Genomic DNA, 17291 nt, shown 5'->3' with positions numbered 1-17291 from the left:
TCGTCACCCAGGAACGCTAAATCCCCCGCCATGACCCGACACATCCCCCTGCAAGGCGTCGAGAACTTCCGTGATTTCGGCGACTACGCCGCCGGGGTGGGACGGCTGAAGAAGGGGGTGCTGTTCCGGGCCGCCCACCAGGCCGAGGCGACCGACGCCGACCTCGAGGTGCTGGCCGGCTTAAGCATCGTCACCCTGGTCGACCTGCGCCGCCCCAATGAGCGCGAGCGTTCGCCGTCGCGGCGCTGGCAGGGCTTCGCCGCCCAGGTGATCGACAACGATCTGGGGATGACCGGCGAGGATCCCTGGCACACCTTCCTGAAGAGCTCGGATCTCTCGGTCGGCTCGTTCCACGACTACATGGACGCCTATTACCGCCGCGCCCCGTTCAAGGAGCGGCACATCGACCTGTTCAGCCGCTACTTCCAGGCGGTGGCCAAGGGCGAGGGCGCGGTGCTGATCCACTGCGCGGCGGGCAAGGACCGCACCGGCATCCTGGCCGCCCTGACCCACCACATCGCCGGGGTCGCGGACGACGACGTCATCGACGACTACCTGCTGACCAACGACCCCGGCCGCTTCGAACGGCGCGGCGCGACCTTCATGGACCATATCGAAGAGGTCACCGGCCGCCGCCCGACCGAGGCCGCCATGCGCGCGGCCATGGGCGTCGAGGCCCGCTACCTGGCGGCGGCGTTCGACGCGATGAAGGACCAGTTCGGGTCCCTGGACGGCTATCTGGAGACGGCCGTGGGGCTGGACGCGGCGACGCGCGAGCAGGTGCGAGCGCGGATACTGCTTTAGGGCTCGAGGGTGCGCGAAATCCCTCTCTTTGAGAGAGAGGGAGGGGCCCGCCGCCGCAGGCGGTGGGAGGGTGAGAGGTTTCACCGTTTACCGGAAACCCCCGAGATCCTGCCGTTCAGCGCTTTCCTTCAGGGGATGATCGAGGCTCCTGTCCTGGACGCCGCCAAAGCGTCCTGTCGCCATTGTCAGAACTTCGTTCGGAGAGAGTGTAACCTCTCACCCTCCCGTCGCTACGCGATGGGCCCCTCCCTCTCTCTATGAGAGAGGGACTCCGGTTGGGCCGTTGTACACCCCCGAATCCGTAAGGTGACAAACGCCCGTTTAAGGTCCAGCCTCGCCGCATGGTCCCGTCAGAGGACCGAGCGTCATCAGGGTGTGGCATGAGTGAGCTGGCGGGGTCGCCTCCGGGCCTGAGTGAAGTCGTGGCGGACGATGTCCTCGTTCCAACGCCATCCAAGAAGCTCTCCAGAAGCGCGCTCAGTTGGATCCTGCACCAGGGCACGCGCGACCCCTACGTCATCCTGGTCACCATCTATGTCTTCGCGCCCTATTTCTCGCGGGTGCTGGTCGGCGACCCGGTCAGGGGGCAGGCGGCCGTCGCCGACATCTCCACCGTCTACGGCCTGCTGACCGCTGCGCTGGCCCCGATCCTGGGCGCCTCGATCGAGCGGTTCGGGCCGCGCAAGCCGCTGATGGCCCTGGTCCTGGCGATCATGGTCCCGCTGCTGTGCCTGCTGTGGCTGGCCAAGCCGGGCGGCCTGCCGGTCAGCGTGGTCGGGGCGGCGCTGATCGCGCTGGGCGTGGCCTACAACTGCGGTGACGTGCTCAACAATTCGCTGCTGGCCCGGGCCTCGGAGAAGGGCCAGGAGCCGGTGCTGTCGGGCCTGGGCTATGCGACGGCCAACGGCCTGTCGGTGTCGCTGCTGATCTTCGTCATGTGGGCCTTCGTGCTGCCCGGCGTCGTGCCGTGGTCGTTCGTCCCGTCCGCTCCGCTGTTCGGCCTCAGCCAGACCGCGTACGAGCCCAGCCGCATCGTTGGCCCGCTGTCGGCCATGGTCATGCTGCTGGGCGCGATCCCGTTCTTTCTGTGGACCCGCGACGCCCCGCGCACCGGCGTCACCCTGCTGGCCTCGGCCAAGCAGGGACTGAAGCTGATCGCCGACACCTTCGGCAACCTCAAGGGCCACGCCGACGTCGCCAAGTTCCTGGGCGCGCGGATGCTCTATTGCGACGGCATGACGGCGCTGCTGATCTTCGGCGGCCTGTTCGCCGCCGGGCTGATGAAGTGGGGCGAGCTGGAGATGCTGGCCTATGGCATCTCGCTGTCGATCTTCGGCGTGCTGGGCGGCCTGATCGCGCCGACGCTGGATCGGACCCTGGGGCCCAAGCGCGCCGTGCAGGTCGAGGTCGGGATCTGCATTCTCATCTTGCTGGGCACGCTGGGCATGGGTCGCGAGAAGATCCTGTTCTTCTGGACCTGGGACGCGGCGACCCACCCGGCGATCTGGAACGGCCCGCTGTTTCGCACCCTGCCGGAGATCGTCTATCTGTGCATGGGCCTGCTGATCGCGGTCTTCGTCACGGCCCAATACGCCTCGAGCCGCACGCTCCTGGTGCGCCTGGCTCCGCCGGACCGGATGGCGGCGTTCTTCGGCCTGTTCTCGCTGTCGGGCACGGCGACCATGTGGCTGGGCTCGCTGCTGGTGGCGATCGCCACCAAGGTCTGGGCCAGCCAGGTCGCCGGCTTCATCCCGATCGCCGGGCTGCTCGCGCTGGGGCTGGTGGCGCTGTTCACGGTCAAGGGCGGGGAGCGGGAGGTTTAGGCTTCCCCCACCTGATCGCTTCGCGATCGTCCGCCCCCAAAGGCGGGCGGAAGGTCGTCCGTCTTCCCCCTCCGGGGGAGGAGCGCGAAGCGCGGAGGGGGCGAGTCCTGGCGTCCGCCAACTCATATCGCTATCAACCTGACCCATGCGCCGCGTCGCCATCCTCACCGCCTCCTGGCGCGAGCCGGTCTGGGCGCTGGCTCCGTTCCGGGACGAGCCGTACGCCTGCGCGCTGATCACCGGCGGGGCGGGGCGGTGGTCGTACCTCCTGCGCGCGCCTGACCAGACGTTCAGCCTGTCCGCCGACGCCGCCGACCCGTTCGCGGCCCTGGCCAGGCTGGTGGGCCCACGCGCGCCGAGCGATCCAGAAGGCCCGCCGTTCCAGGGCGGGGTGGTCGGCCTGGCCACCTACGAGCTGGGCGACCGGGTCGAGGCCCTGGGCCTGGCCCGCACCGACTGGCCGGACCTGGCCTGCGCTCGCTATCCGGCCCTGCTGGCCTTCGACCACCACGGCCGCCAGGTGCTGGCGATCGGACGCGGCGACACCGAGGCCGAAGCCGTCGCGCAGGCTCGCAACGCCCTGACCTGGCTGGACGCCCCCACGGTCCAGCGCTCGTCGCCGACCGGCCCGCTGTGCCCGGACCTCGCCGCCAGCGACGGCGAAGCCTACGAGGCCGCGGTGGCCCAGGTGGTGGATCGCATCGTGGGCGGCGAGATCTTCCAGGCCAATATCGCGCGCGCCTGGACGGGGCGCTTGGCGCCCGGCGCCGATCCATTCGATCTGTTCGTCCGCCTGCGCGACAAGAGCCCGGCGCCGTTCTCGGCCTATCTGCGCCTGCCAGGCCGGGCCGTCGTCTCCAACTCGCCCGAACGGTTCCTGAAGCTCGACCCGGCTGGGGCCATCGAGACCCGGCCGATCAAGGGCACCCGTCCCCGAGGCCGCGATCCGGCCGAGGATCAAGCCCTCGCCGCCGAACTGCTGGCCAGCGACAAGGACCGGGCCGAGAACCTGATGATCGTCGACCTGATGCGCAACGACCTGGCCCGGGTGTCGCCGCCCGGCAGCGTGCAGGTCCCCGAGCTGTTCAAGGTCGAGAGCTTCGCCAATGTCCACCACCTGGTCTCGACCGTGACCGCGCGGCTGGTCGAAGGACGGAGCGTCGCCGACCTGCTGCGAGCCAGCTTTCCGCCTGGCTCGATCACCGGCGCGCCCAAGGTCCAGGCGATGAAGGTGATCGCCGGCCTGGAGCCGCCGCGCGGACCCTATTGCGGTTCCTTGTTCTGGGCCGGCTTCGACGGGGCGTTCGACTCCAGCGTGCTGATCCGCACCGTCGGCCTGGTCGCGGACGAAGACGGCTGGCGGCTGGAGGCCCGGGCCGGGGCGGGGATCGTCGTCGACAGCGACCCCCACGGCGAACGGCTGGAGACCGAGGCCAAGATCGCGGCGTTGAAGCGCGCGCTGACGGAGGCGGCTGAATGACCCCCCACGACGCCATGCCTCTGGATGATCGCGGGCTGCTGCTCGGCGACGGTCTGTTCGAGACGATGCTGGCCATCGACGGCGTCTTGCCGCATCTGACCGCCCACCTCGACCGGATGGCGGCCGGCTGCGCGGTGCTGAACCTGCCGTTCGAGCGGGGCGAGGCCGAGCGGCTTGTCTACGAGGCCGTTCGCGCCGAGGGCAGGTTCGCCGTCCGCCTGACCCTGACCGCCGGCTCGGGTGGGCGCGGCCTCGACCGTCCCGCCGCGCCGGTCCCGCGCCTGTTCGCCACGGCCGCCGCCTCCGCGCCGCCCGAAACCCCGGCCGTCCTGATCGTCGCCGAGACCCGCCGCAACGAGGGCTCGCCGGCCGCGCGGCTGAAGACCCTCTCCTATGTCGACAACGTCCTGGCTCGGGCCGAGGCGCGGGCGGCGGGCGCCGACGAGGCGGTGATGCTGAACAATCGCGGCGAGATCGCCAGCGCGGGGGCGGCCAACCTGTTCTGGGTCGAAGGCGAGCGGCTGTTCACCCCGCGCCTCGACTGCGGCGTGCTGGCGGGGATCACCCGCGCGCGGCTGATGGCGCTGCGGCCTGTCGAGGAGGTCGCCGTGGGCCTCGAGGCGCTGGAGCGGGCCGACGCGATCTTTCTGACCAACAGCCTGATCGGCCCGCGGCCGGTGTCGCGGTTGGGAGGTCGGACGTTCGGGGAGCATCCGGTGGCGGGGAGATTGCGGGAGTTGCTGGCAAGCTGAGGTTTTTCCAAAAGCTCAAAGAGTTCGCCTTCCTAGGCCTTGTGCCTAGGACCCAGCGTTCCGCTTGCGTTGAGTAGATGGAGCCTGGCCCAACCGATGCGGCTTCCTTGAAAGTCACCGTCCGGCGGCGCCATGGGTCCTCGCCACACGGGCGAGGAAGGCAATGTTAATATTGCTGAAGTTGTGTAAATTTGAAACGCTCTCCTCATGCGGGAAGAGCGCTACATCGCCGTCTACATCATGGCCAACCAGCGGCTCGGTACGCTGTACATCGGCGCGACCGGCTACCTGAACCGCAGGATCTGGGAGCACCGCGAGGGGCTGATCAGAGGCTTCACCAAGAAATACCGCTTAAGGCGCTTGGTCTGGTACGAGCCTCACGAGGACATGATCGCCGCGTTCCAGCGCGAGCGAAGTCTCAAGCGCTGGCCTCGGCAGTGGAAGATCAACCTGATCGAACGCGAGAATCCCTATTGGGACGATCTCTATCCAGGGCTGACCTAAGAGTTTGAACCCCTCAGCTCGTCTGCGACCACAGCACGGAGTCGGTCTTGMGCGGACGTAGGTAGTAGGTGCGCGAGAAGGTCAGGCTTGTCGGCATCACCAGCTGGATCGGCGAGGTATAGACGTAGCTGGCCCGGGCCAGGATCACCGTCTTGCTGGCGGGCAGCACGCCGACGGGCACGTCGGTCAGCACCGCGCCCTGGGCCGGACAGGTCGTCATGGTGGTCGAGGGCTTGGACCAGACCACGGTGTCCTTGCCCGTGGCGTCCGAGGAAACGCTGGCGACGCACATCTTCAAGGTCGTGGTCGAGAACGGCGCCATGATGGTGTTGCCGATGGTGAAGATATCGGCCGTCTTGAGCGGTCCGGTCTGACTGCTCTGGGCCACCAGGTCGCCGATCGACGAGGCGATGTTCGACAGGCGCCGCTGGGCCATCATCGCCTGGGTCAGCTCGGCCATGCCGCAGTACATGACAATCAGCACCGGGGCGATCAGGGCGAACTCAACGGCCGACACGCCGCGGCGATCGCGCCAGAAGCTGGTCCAAACGCCAACAAGAGGGGGGCGACGGCGGGTCATTCTTCGTACGGCTCGTTGGTGAAGGCGGTGGCGGCGTAGATGATCCGCTTGCCGTCCGCGCTCTGCAGGCCCGTCTGCAGCAGCGGCGTGATCAGCGGCCAGGTGTAGTAGGCGCGGATCAGCACGATCGAACCGGACACGCCCGGGTTCCAGGCCATCGAGGTGGGGACGGTGGTGTTCGACGCCGAGCCGCTGGTGGCGGCGAAGTCGCTGAAGGTGCGCACGTCGACCTGCAGCGCGCTGGAGCAGCTCGGGCCGATCCAGCTCATCTTGTCGCAGACGGCGGCCTTGAAAGTGGCGGCCGTGCCGTTGCTGGTCTGGACCTGACCTGTGCGGATCGTGCGGCCCGCGTCGATGACCGCGTTCTCCAGGCCCAGGGACACCAGGATCACCAGCCCCAGTTCGAGCAGAGCGAAGACCAGGACCAGGAACGGCAGGGCCACGAGGGCGAACTCGACGGCCGTGGCGCCACGCTCGGCGCGCGCGAAGCGGCCGGCCAGGCGGGCCAGCCGGCGTCGGGCGCGGTCGAGGACGAAGCTGTGAGCCATGCGGCGGGCGTTCCCTTGATCCTGGGGATCGGCGGGCAGCCTAGCCGAACGATCCTAACCACTGGTTAGGGCGCGCTCCCGCGGTTAGGGCGCGCTCCCGCGGTCGGGGCGCGCTCCCGCGGTCGGGGCGCGCTCCCGCGGTCGGGGCGCGCTCGCGCGGTAGGGCGCCCGCGCGTATGTGAGGCGCTACGGCGTGACGCCCGGCGCGCCCAGGCGCGTGCATTGGGCGGCGCAGGCATAGTTGCTGGCGGTCGCGCCGCGATAGACGGTGACCCCGCCGCCGCCGTTCTCGGAGACGACGACCTGGCGATCGGCGAGGGCGCGGCCACCGGCGCCGAAGGCCAGCAGGCTGGTGACCCCCGGACGCTTGCCCAGGACGACCAGGGTGCGATCGTTGACGACGCTGACGTCGGCGATGGTCGGGTCGCCGACCACGACATCGCGCACCGCGCCGCTCAGGCTGACATACGAGGCCTGGCCGGCGGCCACCGGCAGGTCGGTCGGCGCGCTCCTGATCGGCAGCGCGCCCGTCATGGTGGCGCTCTGGGCGACGGTCGGGGAGGCGGTCTGAGCGCTCGCGGAGACCCCCGAAAGGGTCAGGGCGGCGGTGATGACGAGCGAAAGGCGGCGCATGAAGGTTTCCGATCCCGGATCCGAACGTGCGCCAGTATCACTTTCTTTGGTCAACAAAAGACTAAAGCGCGACTGTATGCGGCCAAGCGTCGCTTGAGAAAGTCTTGGATTCAAAGGGGTTTGCGGAGGGCGTGGGCAGCCATGGTTAAGAACAAATAATAGTAAACGCAAATAAACCAAAAGAAAATTCGCGGAAGCTATTCGCTGTTTACTGGCCATTAAGTGCAGTCGGCGAAATTGATCGTGTTTTCGGGGGTGAGCAAGTCAGACGGCTTGAAAGCCTCAAATCAACTAGCCCTGGTTTTTGGAGACCAAGTCATGACCAAGTTTGTCACCCGCTTCCTGAAGGACGAATCCGGCGCCACGGCGATCGAGTACGGCCTGATCGCTGCTCTGATCGCCGTCGTCATCGTGACCGCCGTCACCACGCTCGGCACCACGCTGAACAGCAAGTTCGCGGTCGTGTCGACCAAGGTCGCCAACGCCGGCACCTGATCGACGCAGCTCACTCGAAAAGAAAAGGGTCGAGGCTCAGCCTCGGCCCYTTTTCTTTGTGCGCTGCGCCTTGTCGCGGCCAGAAAGCCGGCCCGGCGGCTATCCCCGGGAAACGTTTGCTTCACCCGTCCGTCGCAGAATGACGCGACCTCGAACCGGCGCGAAGAAGGCGCAAGACATGCAAGCCGTCCAGATCTCGCTGCTGCTGGTCTTTCCGGCCCTGGCCATCGTCGGGGCGCTGAAGGACCTGACCAGCTACACCATCCCCAACTGGATCTCGCTGGCCCTGATCGCCGCGTTCGTTCCGGCCGCCCTGGCCGTCGGCGCGCCGCTGCCCGTGGTCGGCCTGTGCCTGGCCGCTGGCCTTGGCGGCCTGCTGCTGGGCATGGGCATGTTCGCGGCCGGCTGGATCGGCGGCGGCGACGGCAAGCTGTTCGCGGTCTGCGCCCTGTGGCTGGGTTGGCCGGCCGCCCTGCCGTTCATGCTGTATACGGGCCTGGCCGGCGGAGCCTTGACCCTCGCCATCCTGACCCTGCGATCGGGCTGGGTGGCCCCGGCCTTGGCGGGCGGCCCGGCCTGGATACGCAAATTGGGTACGGAAGGCGGCGACCTGCCGTATGGCGTGGCCATCGCCGTGGGGGCCCTGGCGGCCTTCCCGCAGGGCGCTTTGGCCCATGGAATGCTGGGCTAAGGCCCATTTCCCCTGACCAAGGGCGCGACAGCCTGTCGCGCGGCGCCTCGGTTCCAAGCTGAAAACTTTTAGTGGGCGTTAACCATGCGCGGGCGACCATGGAGCGTGGCCAGAAAGGCTGACTGACGAATCGTGCGTGCCCGCCGGACGGCGACCGCGCGGCTCACCCAAGAGTTCCTAGCCCGCGCCATGAGCCCTGTTCGCCTCCTGATCGTCCTTGTCGCCGCCGTATCGGCCATCGGCCTCGCCGTGGTCCTGCAGCGCGCATTGGGCGGCAAATCGGCCGCGCCGACGGCCATGGCCGCGCCCGCTCCCACGGCGACCAAGCCGATGACCCAGGTCCTGGTGGCCAAGCGCGACCTGCCGATCGGCACGCGCCTGGTGGCCGCCGACGTGACCTGGCAGGCCTGGCCGTCCGACGCCGTCAACGGCGCCTTCATCACCAACGGGGCGGCCCCGGTCGCGCCCGACGGCAAGGTCCAGGCCGCCAAGGCCGCGGTCACCGCCACGGCCGACCAGATGATCGGCGGCGATCCGGCCAAGATCGTCGACGGCGCGATCGTTCGCGACCCGATCCTGACCGGCGAACCGATCACCCCCCGCAAGATCGTCCGCGGCGGCGAGGGCGGCTATCTTTCCGTCGTGCTGACCCCGGGCAAGCGGGCGATGGCCGTGCAGGTCACCTCCGACACCGCCGTGGGCGGCTTCATCCTGCCGGGCGACCGCGTCGACGTGCTGGTGACTCGCGAGGGCCAGGCCAGCGGCGGCGACACCGGCGGCTCGACGGGCAAGGTGGTGGTCGCCGAGACCGTCCTGCAGAACATCCGCGTCCTGGCGCTGGACCAGGCGACCGCCGCCGAAAAGGACGCCAAGTCGATCGTCGCGGCCACCGCCACCTTGGAGGTCGGTCCGGTCGAGGCCGAGGTCCTGGCCCGCGCCAAGGCCACGGGCTCCGTCTCCCTGGCCCTGCGCGCCTATACCGATCTTGGCGGTCCCTCGGGCATGACCCGTCCGGTCGCCGCCGACGATTCCACCGTCCGCATCAATCGCGGCGGGACGACCACCAGCGTGGCGGTGCGCCCGTGATCCGCCCGGTGAAAGCAAACATGTCCTTCAAGCGCCGCCTCCTGACGGTCCACGTGGCCGCCCTGCTGGGCCTTTCCTCGACCGTCCCGGCGCTCGCCGACGGCCCGGTCGCGGGCTCGCACGTCTATCGCCCCGCCGCCCGCGTCGCGCGCCCGGTCCCGCCGCCCGCGCCGATGGCGTTCGCGCCGCAGGGCGCCGACCAGGTGACCCGCATCGTCCTGACCGCCGACCAGACCGCCACGACCATCGAACTGGCCAAGGGCAAGTCGGCGATCATCGAGCTGCCGACCGACGTCCGCGACCTGCTGGTCACCAACCCGGCCATCGCCGACGCCGTGCTGCGCGACAAGCGCCGCATCTATGTCGTGGGCCTGACCGAAGGCACGACCGACGCGGCCTTCTTCGACGCGACCGGCCGCCGCATCCTGTCGCTGGCCATCCGTGTCGCCCAGCCGGTCGACCAGCTGGCCGACACGCTGAGCCGGGTGCTGCCCGACGCCAAGATCCGCGTGCAGCCGATCCGCGACAGCGTGATCCTGACCGGCATGGTCCGCACGGCCGCCGAATCCGAATCCGCCTCGCGCATCGCCGCGCAGTTCGTCGGCAAGCCGGAAAACGTCCTGAACATGCTCAGCGTCGCCGGCAAGGACCAGGTGATGCTGCAGGTCCGCATCGTCGAGGTGCAGCGCAACGTGGTCAAGCAACTGGGCTTCGACCTCAACGCCTTGATGGGGCAGTTGGGCCAGGACCAGTTCAGCTTCGGCATCTCGCCGACCTACGGTGTCAACGGCAGCCTGCTGGGCGGGGTGACGGGCGGCTACAAGCTGGACACCACGAAGGTCCCAGTGATCAGCCGCGACGTGAGGGTGCCGCTCACCACCTGCAACGCTAGTGGCTGCACCACCAGCGAAACGCTGAAGACCTACGACTTCGTCGATCCCAAGGATCCGCTGTCCACGATCCGGAACTCGGCCGGCAGCACCGGCATGAACCAGGCCAAGAGCATGATCCAGGCCTTCGAGCGCGTCGGTCTGGTGCGCACCCTGGCCGAGCCGAACCTGACGGCCGTGTCCGGCGAGGCGGGCCACTTCCTGGTCGGCGGCGAGTTCCCGGTCCCGACCGGCAGCGACAACAGCGGCAAGATCTCGATCGAGTTCAAGCCGTACGGCGTGGGCCTGGGCTATACCCCAGTGGTCCTGTCGGGCGGCCGCATCTCGCTGAAGATCTCGACCGAGGTCTCCGAGCTGTCCAGCCTGGGGGCGTTCACGATCGCCTCGGGCTCGGCGGCGGCCAACCTGACCGTCCCCGGTCTGTCGGTGCGCCGCGCCGAGACGACGGTCGAGATCCCGTCCGGCGGCTCGCTGATGATCGCCGGCCTGTTGCAGCAGACCACCAAGCAGACCATCGACTCGATCCCGGGCATGACCTCGATGCCGATCCTGGGGACGCTGTTCCGCTCGCGTGACTTCCTGAACGGCCAGACCGAGCTGGTGATCATCGTCACCCCGTACATCGTCGACCCGACCCGTCCGCAGAACCTGCAGACCCCGGCCGACGGCCTGGTTTTCGCCAACGACATGAGCACGGTCCTGCTGGGCCGGCTCAACAAGGTGGTCAAGGCGCCGGCTGGCGCCAACGCGGGGCGCGCGTACCAGGGCCCCGTCGGCTATGTGATCGAGTAGGACGCCGCCATGACGCACATCACCTCCGTCAAGATCGTCCTGTTGGCGGCCGCCCTGGCCGGCCTGACCGCCTGCGCCTCGGCGCCGCCGGAGCAGGGGCCGTCCAAGACCGCCGCCACCGAAACCCAGCAGTGGATCGACAAGATCAAGGTCACGTCTGCGCCGGACGAGATCGTCCTGGCCCCGCACGCCACGGGCCTGTCGGCCAACCAGGGCTCGGCCCTGGAAGCCCTGGTCGGGCGTTGGCTGGAGGCGGAGGGCCGCGAACTGGTGGTCACCGCGCCGAACAGCGCGGGCGCCATGGCCACCCAGGTCCGTGACCGGCTGATCACCCTGGGCGCGCCGGGGGCGCGCGTGCGGGTCGTCGGCTTCAATCCGACCGGCCCCGAGGACAATACGATCCGCGTCGGCTTCCTGCGCTACGAGGCCCAGCCGCTGAGGTGCGGAGAGCGCTGGGAGAACCTGACCGCCACCCGCAACAACACCGCCTACGAGAACTTCGGCTGCGCCATGGCCGCCAACATCGCCGCCCAGGTGGCCAACCCCGAGGACCTGATCCGGCCGCGTGACGCGACCCCGATCGACGCCGGCCGCCGTGACACCGTCCTGGGCAAGTACCGCAGAGGCGAGATCACCAGCGCGGCCAAGGACGATCAGGCCAGCGGCGCCATTTCGAAGGCGATCCCGTAATGCGGCCGACCGATAGCGATCCCTTCGACCTGGGCTTCGACGCCGCCGACGAGTTCACGACCGGCGCTTCCGACCCCTGGCGCGCGTCCGCCCCACCGTCGCTCAGCCCGGTGGGCGGCTTCGACGACCCGTTCGCCGAGTTCCCGCCGGCCCGCCCGCGCGACGAGGCGCAGACCGTTCGCGCCCCGGCCACCCGGCCGACGCCCCAACCCGCCGGCCAACCCGCCGGCCAGCCCGCGGGCAAGCCCGCGGCGCCCCAGGCCGTGGCGTCAGCGCCCGCCGCCCAGCGCCGCGCGCCGCAGCTCGTGGCCGCTGGGGCGGATCACGACGATCGCGACCTCGACATCCCGGTCGAGGCGCCCGTCGTCGCGCCCACCTATCACGAGCCTATCGCCGAAAGCGGCCTGGGCGATGTGGCGATCCCACGGATCACCATCCACGCGTTCTGCGCCCGGCCCGAGACCGCGGCCCTGATCGAACTGGCCGCCGCCGACCGTCGCATGGCCCGCGCCTCGACCATCGTTCGCGACGGCGGGCTGGAAGCGGCGGTCGACTACTATCAGAACCAGCCGACCCCCTCGCTGGTCATGGTCGAGACCACCCAGAGCGCCCAGCGCCTGCTGCACCTGCTGGACAGCCTGGCCCAGGTCTGCGACCCGGGCACCAAGGTGGTGGTGGTCGGCCAGACCAACGACATCGCCCTCTATCGCGAGCTGATCCGCCGCGGGGTCAGCGAATACCTGACCCAGCCGCTGGGTCCGCTGCAGGTGATCCGCGCCGTCGGCGGGCTGTACGCCGATCCGTCGGCGCCGTTCGTCGGCCGCCAGATCGCCTTCGTCGGCGCCAAGGGCGGGGTGGGGTCCTCGACCCTGGCCCACAACTTCGCCTGGTCGATGGCCGAGAAGATGCAGACCGCCACCGTCCTGGTCGACCTGGACCTGGCCTTCGGCACCGCCGGCCTCGACTTCAACCAGGACCCGCTGCAAGGCGTGCTGGACGCCCTGACCCAGCCCGACCGCCTGGACCCGGTGCTGATGGACCGGATGATGGTCCGCTGCGGCGACCGCCTGTCGCTGTTCGCCGCCCCGGCCTCGCTGGACGACGACTACGAGATCAGCGCCGACGCCTACGAGGAAGCGACCCAGAAGATCCGCGGCGCCGCGCCGTTCGTGGTGCTGGACATCCCGCACGTCTGGAACGCCTGGAGCCGTCGGGTCCTGGTCGGCTCGGACGACTTGGTCGTGGTGGCCACGCCCGACCTCGCGTCCTTGCGCAACGCCAAGAACATCATCGATCTGGTCAAGGGCGCGCGACCCAACGACGTGCCGCCGCGCCTGGTCCTGAACCAGGTCGGCGTGCCCGGCCGTCCCGAGATCCCGGTCAAGGACTTCGGCGAGGCCCTGGGCGTCCAGCCTTCGCTGGTGCTGCCGTTCGATCCCAAGCCCTACGGCCAGGCGGCCAACAACGGCCAGATGCTGGCCGAGGTGGCGCCCAAGTCGAAGGCCGCCGAGGGGCTGGAGCACCTGGCCCGCCTGATCAGCCGACGCGAACCGCCGGCTCCGCAGAAGTCGTCCATGCTCTCGGGCCTGTTCAAGAAGAAGTAGATGTTCGGCAAGCGCGATCCGTCAGCCCCCGCCGAACAGAAGGCGCCGCCCCCCGCTCCGACGGGCGGCGCGGCCATCGCCACGCGCCCGCAACGGATCGAGCCGACGGCCGCGCCGGAGCCCAAGGCGCCGGCCCCCAAGCTCAGCGGTCCGGCTTCGAAAGGCGGCGCCGCGCCGAAGGCGACGCCCGGCCTGGACCAGCTGCGCGCCGCCCAAGGCATCGCCGCCGCCCAGACGACCAACATCGTCCGTGAACAGAGCGACTACTACCACGCCACCAAGACCACGATCTTCAACGCCCTGCTGAACACCATCGACCTGAGCCAGCTGGCTCAGCTCGACGTCAAGGCGGCGGCCGAGGAGATCCGCGACATCGTCGCCGAGCTGGTGGCGATCAAGAACGTTTCGATGTCGGTGGCCGAGCAGGAGCACCTGGTCCAGGACATCATCAACGACGTCCTCGGCTATGGTCCTCTGGAGCCCCTGCTGGCCCGCGACGACATCGCCGACATCATGGTCAACGGCGCCCACCGGGTGTTCATCGAAGTGGGCGGCAAGGTCCAGCTGACCAACGTCCGCTTCCGCGACAACCTGCAGCTGATGAACATCTGCCAGCGGATCGTCAGCCAGGTCGGTCGCCGGGTCGACGAAAGCTCGCCGATCTGCGACGCCCGCCTGCCCGACGGCAGCCGCGTCAACGTCATCGCCCCGCCCTTGGCTCTGGATGGTCCGACCCTGACCATCCGGAAGTTCAAGAAGGACAAGCTGACGATGAAGAACCTGGTGGAGTACCTCTCCATCAGCCCGGAAGGGGCGCGGGTCCTGGGCGTCATCGGCGCCTGCCGCTGCAACGTCATCATCTCGGGCGGCACCGGCTCGGGCAAGACCACCCTGCTCAACACCATGACCGCCTTCATCGACCCCACCGAGCGGGTCGTGACCTGCGAGGACGCGGCCGAACTGCAGCTGCAGCAGCCGCACGTGGTGCGCCTGGAAACCCGTCCGCCGAACCTGGAAGGCTCCGGCGCGGTGACCATGCGCGACCTGGTCAAGAACTGTCTGCGGATGCGTCCCGAACGCATCATCGTCGGCGAAGTCCGCGGGCCGGAGGCGTTCGACCTCCTCCAGGCCATGAACACCGGCCACGACGGCTCGATGGGCACGCTGCACGCCAACAGCCCGCGCGAGGCCATCAGCCGCGTCGAGAGCATGATCACCATGGGCGGCTACGGCCTGCCCTCGAAGACCATCAAGGAGATGATCGTCGGCTCGGTCGACGTGATCATCCAGGCCGCCCGCCTGCGCGACGGCTCGCGCCGCATCACCCACATCACCGAGGTCGTCGGCCTGGAGGGCGACGTGATCGTCACCCAGGACCTGTTCATCTACGAGATCACCGGCGAGGACGAGCACGGCAGGGTGCTGGGCAAGCACCGCTCGACCGGCATCGCCCGCCCGCGCTTCTGGGACCGCGCCCGCTATTACGGCCTGGAGCGCGAGCTGGCCGAAGCCCTCGACGCGGCGGAGTAGGCGATGCTGTTCATCATCGCCGGGATCCTCGGTTTCATCACCATCGCGGGCCTGGGCTTCGCCTTCGCCGGCGGCGACAGCGGCTCGGCCAAGGCGGCCAAGCGCGCCCAGATGATCGCCGGCGGCGGCGAGCGCCAGGCCAGCGTTCGCGCCAAGGCCGCGGCCAATACGCCCGACGCCCGCCGCCAGGCCATCCTCAAGTCGCTCAAGGAACAGGAGCGCAAGCAGAAGAAGGCTTCGCTCAGCATCGGCGCGCGGATGCAGGCCGCAGGCCTGGGCGAGAACGTCCGGATGTTCTGGATCATCAGCGGCGTGCTGGGCGTGTTCGTCGCCCTGGTGTTCCTGCTGCTGCGCCAGATGCCGCTGGTCGCCCTGGGCGCGGGCTTCGCCGCCGGGGCTGGCCTGCCGCGCTGGGTTCTGGGCTTCCTGGCCAAGAGCCGGACCCAGAAGTTCACCGAGGCCTTTTCGGACGCCATCGACATCATCGTGCGCGGCATCAAGTCGGGCCTGCCGGTCCACGACTGCCTGAAGATCATCGGCAAGGAGAGCCCCGAGCCCCTGGCCGGCGAGTTCCGCACCCTGACCGAGAACATCGCCATGGGCGTGCCGGTGGATGCGGCCCTGGAGAAGATGTACGAGCGCATGCCGACCAGCGAGCTGCGCTTCTTCTCGATCGTGCTGGCCATCCAGGCCAAGACCGGCGGCAACCTGGCCGAGGCCCTGGGCAACCTCTCCACCGTCTTGCGGGCGCGCAAGCTGATGAAGGAGAAGATCAAGGCGCTGTCGGCCGAAGCCATCGCCTCGGCCGTCATCATCGGCTCGCTGCCGCCCGGCGTCGTCACCCTGATCAGCGTGACCTCGCCCTCGTACATGCGGCCGATGTTCACCGACCCGCGCGGCCATCTGATGCTGCTGGCGGGCGCGCTGTGGATGACCCTGGGCATCTTCGTCATGCGCCGCATGATCAATTTCAAGTTCTAGGGGGAGGGCCGCGTGAAGATCATCGACACCCTGACCAACCCCACCAACCTGCTGACCGCCTTCATCGCCGTCGTGGTGTTCGCCACCATCATCACCCTGGCTTCGCCGGCCCTGCGCGACAACAATCTGGCAGGCCGCCTGAAGTCGGTGGCCAACCGGCGCGAGGAGCTGCGGCGGCGGTCGCGCCAGAACATCGCCCAGCGGAACGGCGGGGCGAGCACCGGCTCGCTGCGCCACCAGGACGAGGGCCTCTACAAGAACGTCGTGGACCGGCTGCAGCTGTCGCGGCTGCTGGAGGATCCCAAGGTCGTCGACAAGCTGGCCCAGGCCGGCTTTCGCGGCCCGCGCCCGGTGACCACCTTCTACTTCTTCCGCTTCGTGATGCCGTTCGTGTTCGGGGCGGTGGTGGCCTTCTATCTCTATGTCGTTAACGACTTCGGCCTGTTGCCATTGCAGAAGATGTGCGCGTGCGTGGCGTTCCTGGCGCTCGGCTACTACGCGCCCAACGTCTACATCAGCAACATCGCCCAGAAGCGCCGCGAGTCGATCGTGGCGGCCTTTCCAGACTCGCTGGACCTGCTGCTGATCTGCGTCGAAAGCGGCATGTCGATCGAGGCGGCGATCCAGAAGGTCGGGTCGGAAGTCGGCGCCTCGTCGATGGAGCTGGCCGAGGAGCTCAGCCTGCTGACCGCTGAGCTCTCGTACCTGCCCGACCGTCGCCTGGCCTATGAGGGCCTGGCCCGCCGGACCAACCATCCGGGCATCAAGTCGGTGGCCACCGCGATGATCCAGGCCGAGCGCTACGGCACCCCGCTGGGCACCGCCCTACGCGTCATGGCCAAGGAGAACCGCGACCTGCGGCTTTCCGCTGCGGAAAAGAAAGCCGCGGCCTTGCCGGCCCAGCTGACCGTGCCGATGATCATGTTCTTCCTGCCGGTGCTGTTCATGGTCATCATGGGTCCCGCGATCATCAAGATCCAGGACGTGTTCGGGAAGCACTAGAACCCCCGCCTGGCGCCGGACTTGCGCGCGCTCGCCAAGACGTTTTCGTTTTGGGACAGGGCGCGTGGCGGACAGGCACAGGAAGATCTCGGTCGGTTTCGTCGACGAGGAAAAGGGCGGCGCGGCGTTGGAGATGGCGCTGGTGGCGGGCTTGGCGGCCTTTTTCGCCTACGCCATGAAGTATTTGCTGGCCGATCCCCTGTTGGCCAATTTCTCGCGGACCGCGAAGGTGTTGAGCCAGGCGTTGGGCGGGTAGCCCTCACGCGCCGATAAAAGCGGCCAGCTCGTGCGGCTCGCCGGTGGGGAAGGCGGCCTTGAGGTGATCCAGGAACGCCGAGACGCGGGCGCTGAGCAGGCGGCGCGATGGGTAGAGCGTCCATAGGGCGATCTCCGGTCCATCGATATC

Annotated in this window: 17 protein-coding genes and 1 pseudogene; 15 read left to right on the top strand and 3 right to left on the bottom strand. The window is 68.8% G+C overall.

Features of this window, described 5'->3' with window-relative positions:
* Positions 1–30: 30 nt before the first annotated feature.
* From AC1DSO_RS13690 to AC1DSO_RS13670, 5 genes and pseudogenes are all read left to right on the top strand, one after another.
* Positions 31–804, top strand: a complete 774-nt coding sequence (locus tag AC1DSO_RS13690) for a tyrosine-protein phosphatase (RefSeq protein WP_477069341.1) — start codon at positions 31–33, stop codon at positions 802–804.
* 341 nt (positions 805–1145) lie between these two features.
* Entirely contained in the window at positions 1146–2627 is a 1482-nt protein-coding gene (locus AC1DSO_RS13685) for an MFS transporter (RefSeq protein ID WP_477069340.1), read from the top strand.
* 11 nt (positions 2628–2638) lie between these two features.
* A pseudogene (gene pabB / locus AC1DSO_RS13680) lies at positions 2639–4107 on the top strand (aminodeoxychorismate synthase, component I).
* Complete coding sequence (locus AC1DSO_RS13675; RefSeq protein WP_477069339.1) at positions 4104–4859, top strand: aminotransferase class IV; 756 nt, start codon at positions 4104–4106, stop codon at positions 4857–4859. Before pabB ends, AC1DSO_RS13675 begins: the two are co-directional and overlap by 4 nt.
* A gap of 207 nt (positions 4860–5066) precedes the next feature.
* A complete protein-coding gene (locus AC1DSO_RS13670; protein ID WP_477069338.1) occupies positions 5067–5363 on the top strand; it encodes a GIY-YIG nuclease family protein in 297 nt (98 codons plus the stop codon).
* A gap of 13 nt (positions 5364–5376) precedes the next feature.
* Here AC1DSO_RS13670 and AC1DSO_RS13665 read toward each other — a convergent pair whose 3' ends face one another.
* From AC1DSO_RS13665 to AC1DSO_RS13655, 3 genes are all read right to left on the bottom strand, one after another.
* Complete coding sequence (locus tag AC1DSO_RS13665; protein WP_477069337.1) at positions 5377–5943, bottom strand: TadE/TadG family type IV pilus assembly protein; 567 nt, start codon at positions 5941–5943, stop codon at positions 5377–5379.
* Positions 5940–6491, bottom strand: coding sequence for a TadE/TadG family type IV pilus assembly protein (locus AC1DSO_RS13660; protein ID WP_477069336.1), 552 nt, complete (start codon positions 6489–6491; stop codon positions 5940–5942). Before AC1DSO_RS13660 ends, AC1DSO_RS13665 begins: the two co-directional genes overlap by 4 nt.
* A gap of 186 nt (positions 6492–6677) precedes the next feature.
* Positions 6678–7124 (bottom strand): pilus assembly protein N-terminal domain-containing protein, encoded by a 447-nt coding sequence (locus tag AC1DSO_RS13655; protein ID WP_477069335.1) that lies wholly within the window; start codon positions 7122–7124, stop codon positions 6678–6680.
* Positions 7125–7442: 318 nt separating this feature from the next.
* On the opposite strand from AC1DSO_RS13655, the gene AC1DSO_RS13650 reads away from it, so the two are divergent.
* The 10 genes from AC1DSO_RS13650 to AC1DSO_RS13605 all read left to right on the top strand — a co-directional run bounded on the left by AC1DSO_RS13650 (position 7443) and on the right by AC1DSO_RS13605 (position 17141).
* Positions 7443–7619: a Flp family type IVb pilin gene (locus AC1DSO_RS13650; protein ID WP_082009219.1), complete on the top strand. Its 177-nt coding sequence runs from the start codon at positions 7443–7445 to the stop codon at positions 7617–7619.
* A gap of 178 nt (positions 7620–7797) precedes the next feature.
* Complete coding sequence (locus AC1DSO_RS13645; protein ID WP_477069334.1) at positions 7798–8310, top strand: A24 family peptidase; 513 nt, start codon at positions 7798–7800, stop codon at positions 8308–8310.
* 189 nt (positions 8311–8499) lie between these two features.
* Positions 8500–9396, top strand: coding sequence for a Flp pilus assembly protein CpaB (gene cpaB / locus AC1DSO_RS13640; protein WP_477069333.1), 897 nt, complete (start codon positions 8500–8502; stop codon positions 9394–9396).
* Between the two features lie 20 nt (positions 9397–9416).
* Positions 9417–11078 carry a type II and III secretion system protein family protein gene (locus AC1DSO_RS13635; protein ID WP_477069332.1) on the top strand — a complete coding sequence of 554 codons (1662 nt, stop codon included), beginning with the start codon at positions 9417–9419 and terminating at the stop codon, positions 11076–11078.
* A gap of 9 nt (positions 11079–11087) precedes the next feature.
* A complete protein-coding gene (locus tag AC1DSO_RS13630; RefSeq protein WP_477069331.1) occupies positions 11088–11768 on the top strand; it encodes a CpaD family pilus assembly lipoprotein in 681 nt (226 codons plus the stop codon).
* Complete coding sequence (locus AC1DSO_RS13625; RefSeq protein ID WP_477069330.1) at positions 11768–13372, top strand: AAA family ATPase; 1605 nt, start codon at positions 11768–11770, stop codon at positions 13370–13372. Before AC1DSO_RS13630 ends, AC1DSO_RS13625 begins: the two co-directional genes overlap by 1 nt.
* On the top strand, positions 13373–14902 hold the full coding sequence (locus AC1DSO_RS13620; protein ID WP_477069329.1) for a CpaF family protein: 1530 nt from the start codon (positions 13373–13375) through the stop codon (positions 14900–14902).
* A 3-nt stretch (positions 14903–14905) separates the two neighbouring features.
* A complete protein-coding gene (locus AC1DSO_RS13615) occupies positions 14906–15883 on the top strand; it encodes a type II secretion system F family protein (protein ID WP_477069328.1) in 978 nt (325 codons plus the stop codon).
* Between the two features lie 12 nt (positions 15884–15895).
* The gene (locus AC1DSO_RS13610; RefSeq protein WP_477069327.1) at positions 15896–16885 is read left to right on the top strand and encodes a type II secretion system F family protein; all 990 of its coding nucleotides are present in this window, start codon (positions 15896–15898) and stop codon (positions 16883–16885) included.
* A gap of 64 nt (positions 16886–16949) precedes the next feature.
* On the top strand, positions 16950–17141 hold the full coding sequence (locus AC1DSO_RS13605) for a hypothetical protein (RefSeq protein ID WP_477069326.1): 192 nt from the start codon (positions 16950–16952) through the stop codon (positions 17139–17141).
* The last annotated feature ends 150 nt before the right edge of the window (positions 17142–17291 follow it).

This window comes from Caulobacter sp. P4_E5 (assembly GCF_056401555.1).
Note: the sequence above shows the minus strand (reverse complement) of the source record. Positions and strands in the feature narration are given on the sequence as shown.

What these genes read in the sequence shown, in the direction of transcription:
- AC1DSO_RS13690 (WP_477069341.1), top strand. Translation starts at nt 31, where the DNA reads ATGACCCGACACATCCCCCTGCAAGGCGTCGAGAACTTCCGTGATTTC.
- AC1DSO_RS13685 (WP_477069340.1), top strand. Translation starts at nt 1,146, where the DNA reads ATGGTCCCGTCAGAGGACCGAGCGTCATCAGGGTGTGGCATGAGTGAG.
- AC1DSO_RS13675 (WP_477069339.1), top strand. Translation starts at nt 4,104, where the DNA reads ATGACCCCCCACGACGCCATGCCTCTGGATGATCGCGGGCTGCTGCTC.
- AC1DSO_RS13670 (WP_477069338.1), top strand. Translation starts at nt 5,067, where the DNA reads ATGCGGGAAGAGCGCTACATCGCCGTCTACATCATGGCCAACCAGCGG.
- AC1DSO_RS13660 (WP_477069336.1), bottom strand. Translation starts at nt 6,491, where the DNA reads ATGGCTCACAGCTTCGTCCTCGACCGCGCCCGACGCCGGCTGGCCCGC.
- AC1DSO_RS13655 (WP_477069335.1), bottom strand. Translation starts at nt 7,124, where the DNA reads ATGCGCCGCCTTTCGCTCGTCATCACCGCCGCCCTGACCCTTTCGGGG.
- AC1DSO_RS13650 (WP_082009219.1), top strand. Translation starts at nt 7,443, where the DNA reads ATGACCAAGTTTGTCACCCGCTTCCTGAAGGACGAATCCGGCGCCACG.
- AC1DSO_RS13645 (WP_477069334.1), top strand. Translation starts at nt 7,798, where the DNA reads ATGCAAGCCGTCCAGATCTCGCTGCTGCTGGTCTTTCCGGCCCTGGCC.
- cpaB (WP_477069333.1), top strand. Translation starts at nt 8,500, where the DNA reads ATGAGCCCTGTTCGCCTCCTGATCGTCCTTGTCGCCGCCGTATCGGCC.
- AC1DSO_RS13635 (WP_477069332.1), top strand. Translation starts at nt 9,417, where the DNA reads ATGTCCTTCAAGCGCCGCCTCCTGACGGTCCACGTGGCCGCCCTGCTG.
- AC1DSO_RS13630 (WP_477069331.1), top strand. Translation starts at nt 11,088, where the DNA reads ATGACGCACATCACCTCCGTCAAGATCGTCCTGTTGGCGGCCGCCCTG.
- AC1DSO_RS13625 (WP_477069330.1), top strand. Translation starts at nt 11,768, where the DNA reads ATGCGGCCGACCGATAGCGATCCCTTCGACCTGGGCTTCGACGCCGCC.
- AC1DSO_RS13620 (WP_477069329.1), top strand. Translation starts at nt 13,373, where the DNA reads ATGTTCGGCAAGCGCGATCCGTCAGCCCCCGCCGAACAGAAGGCGCCG.
- AC1DSO_RS13615 (WP_477069328.1), top strand. Translation starts at nt 14,906, where the DNA reads ATGCTGTTCATCATCGCCGGGATCCTCGGTTTCATCACCATCGCGGGC.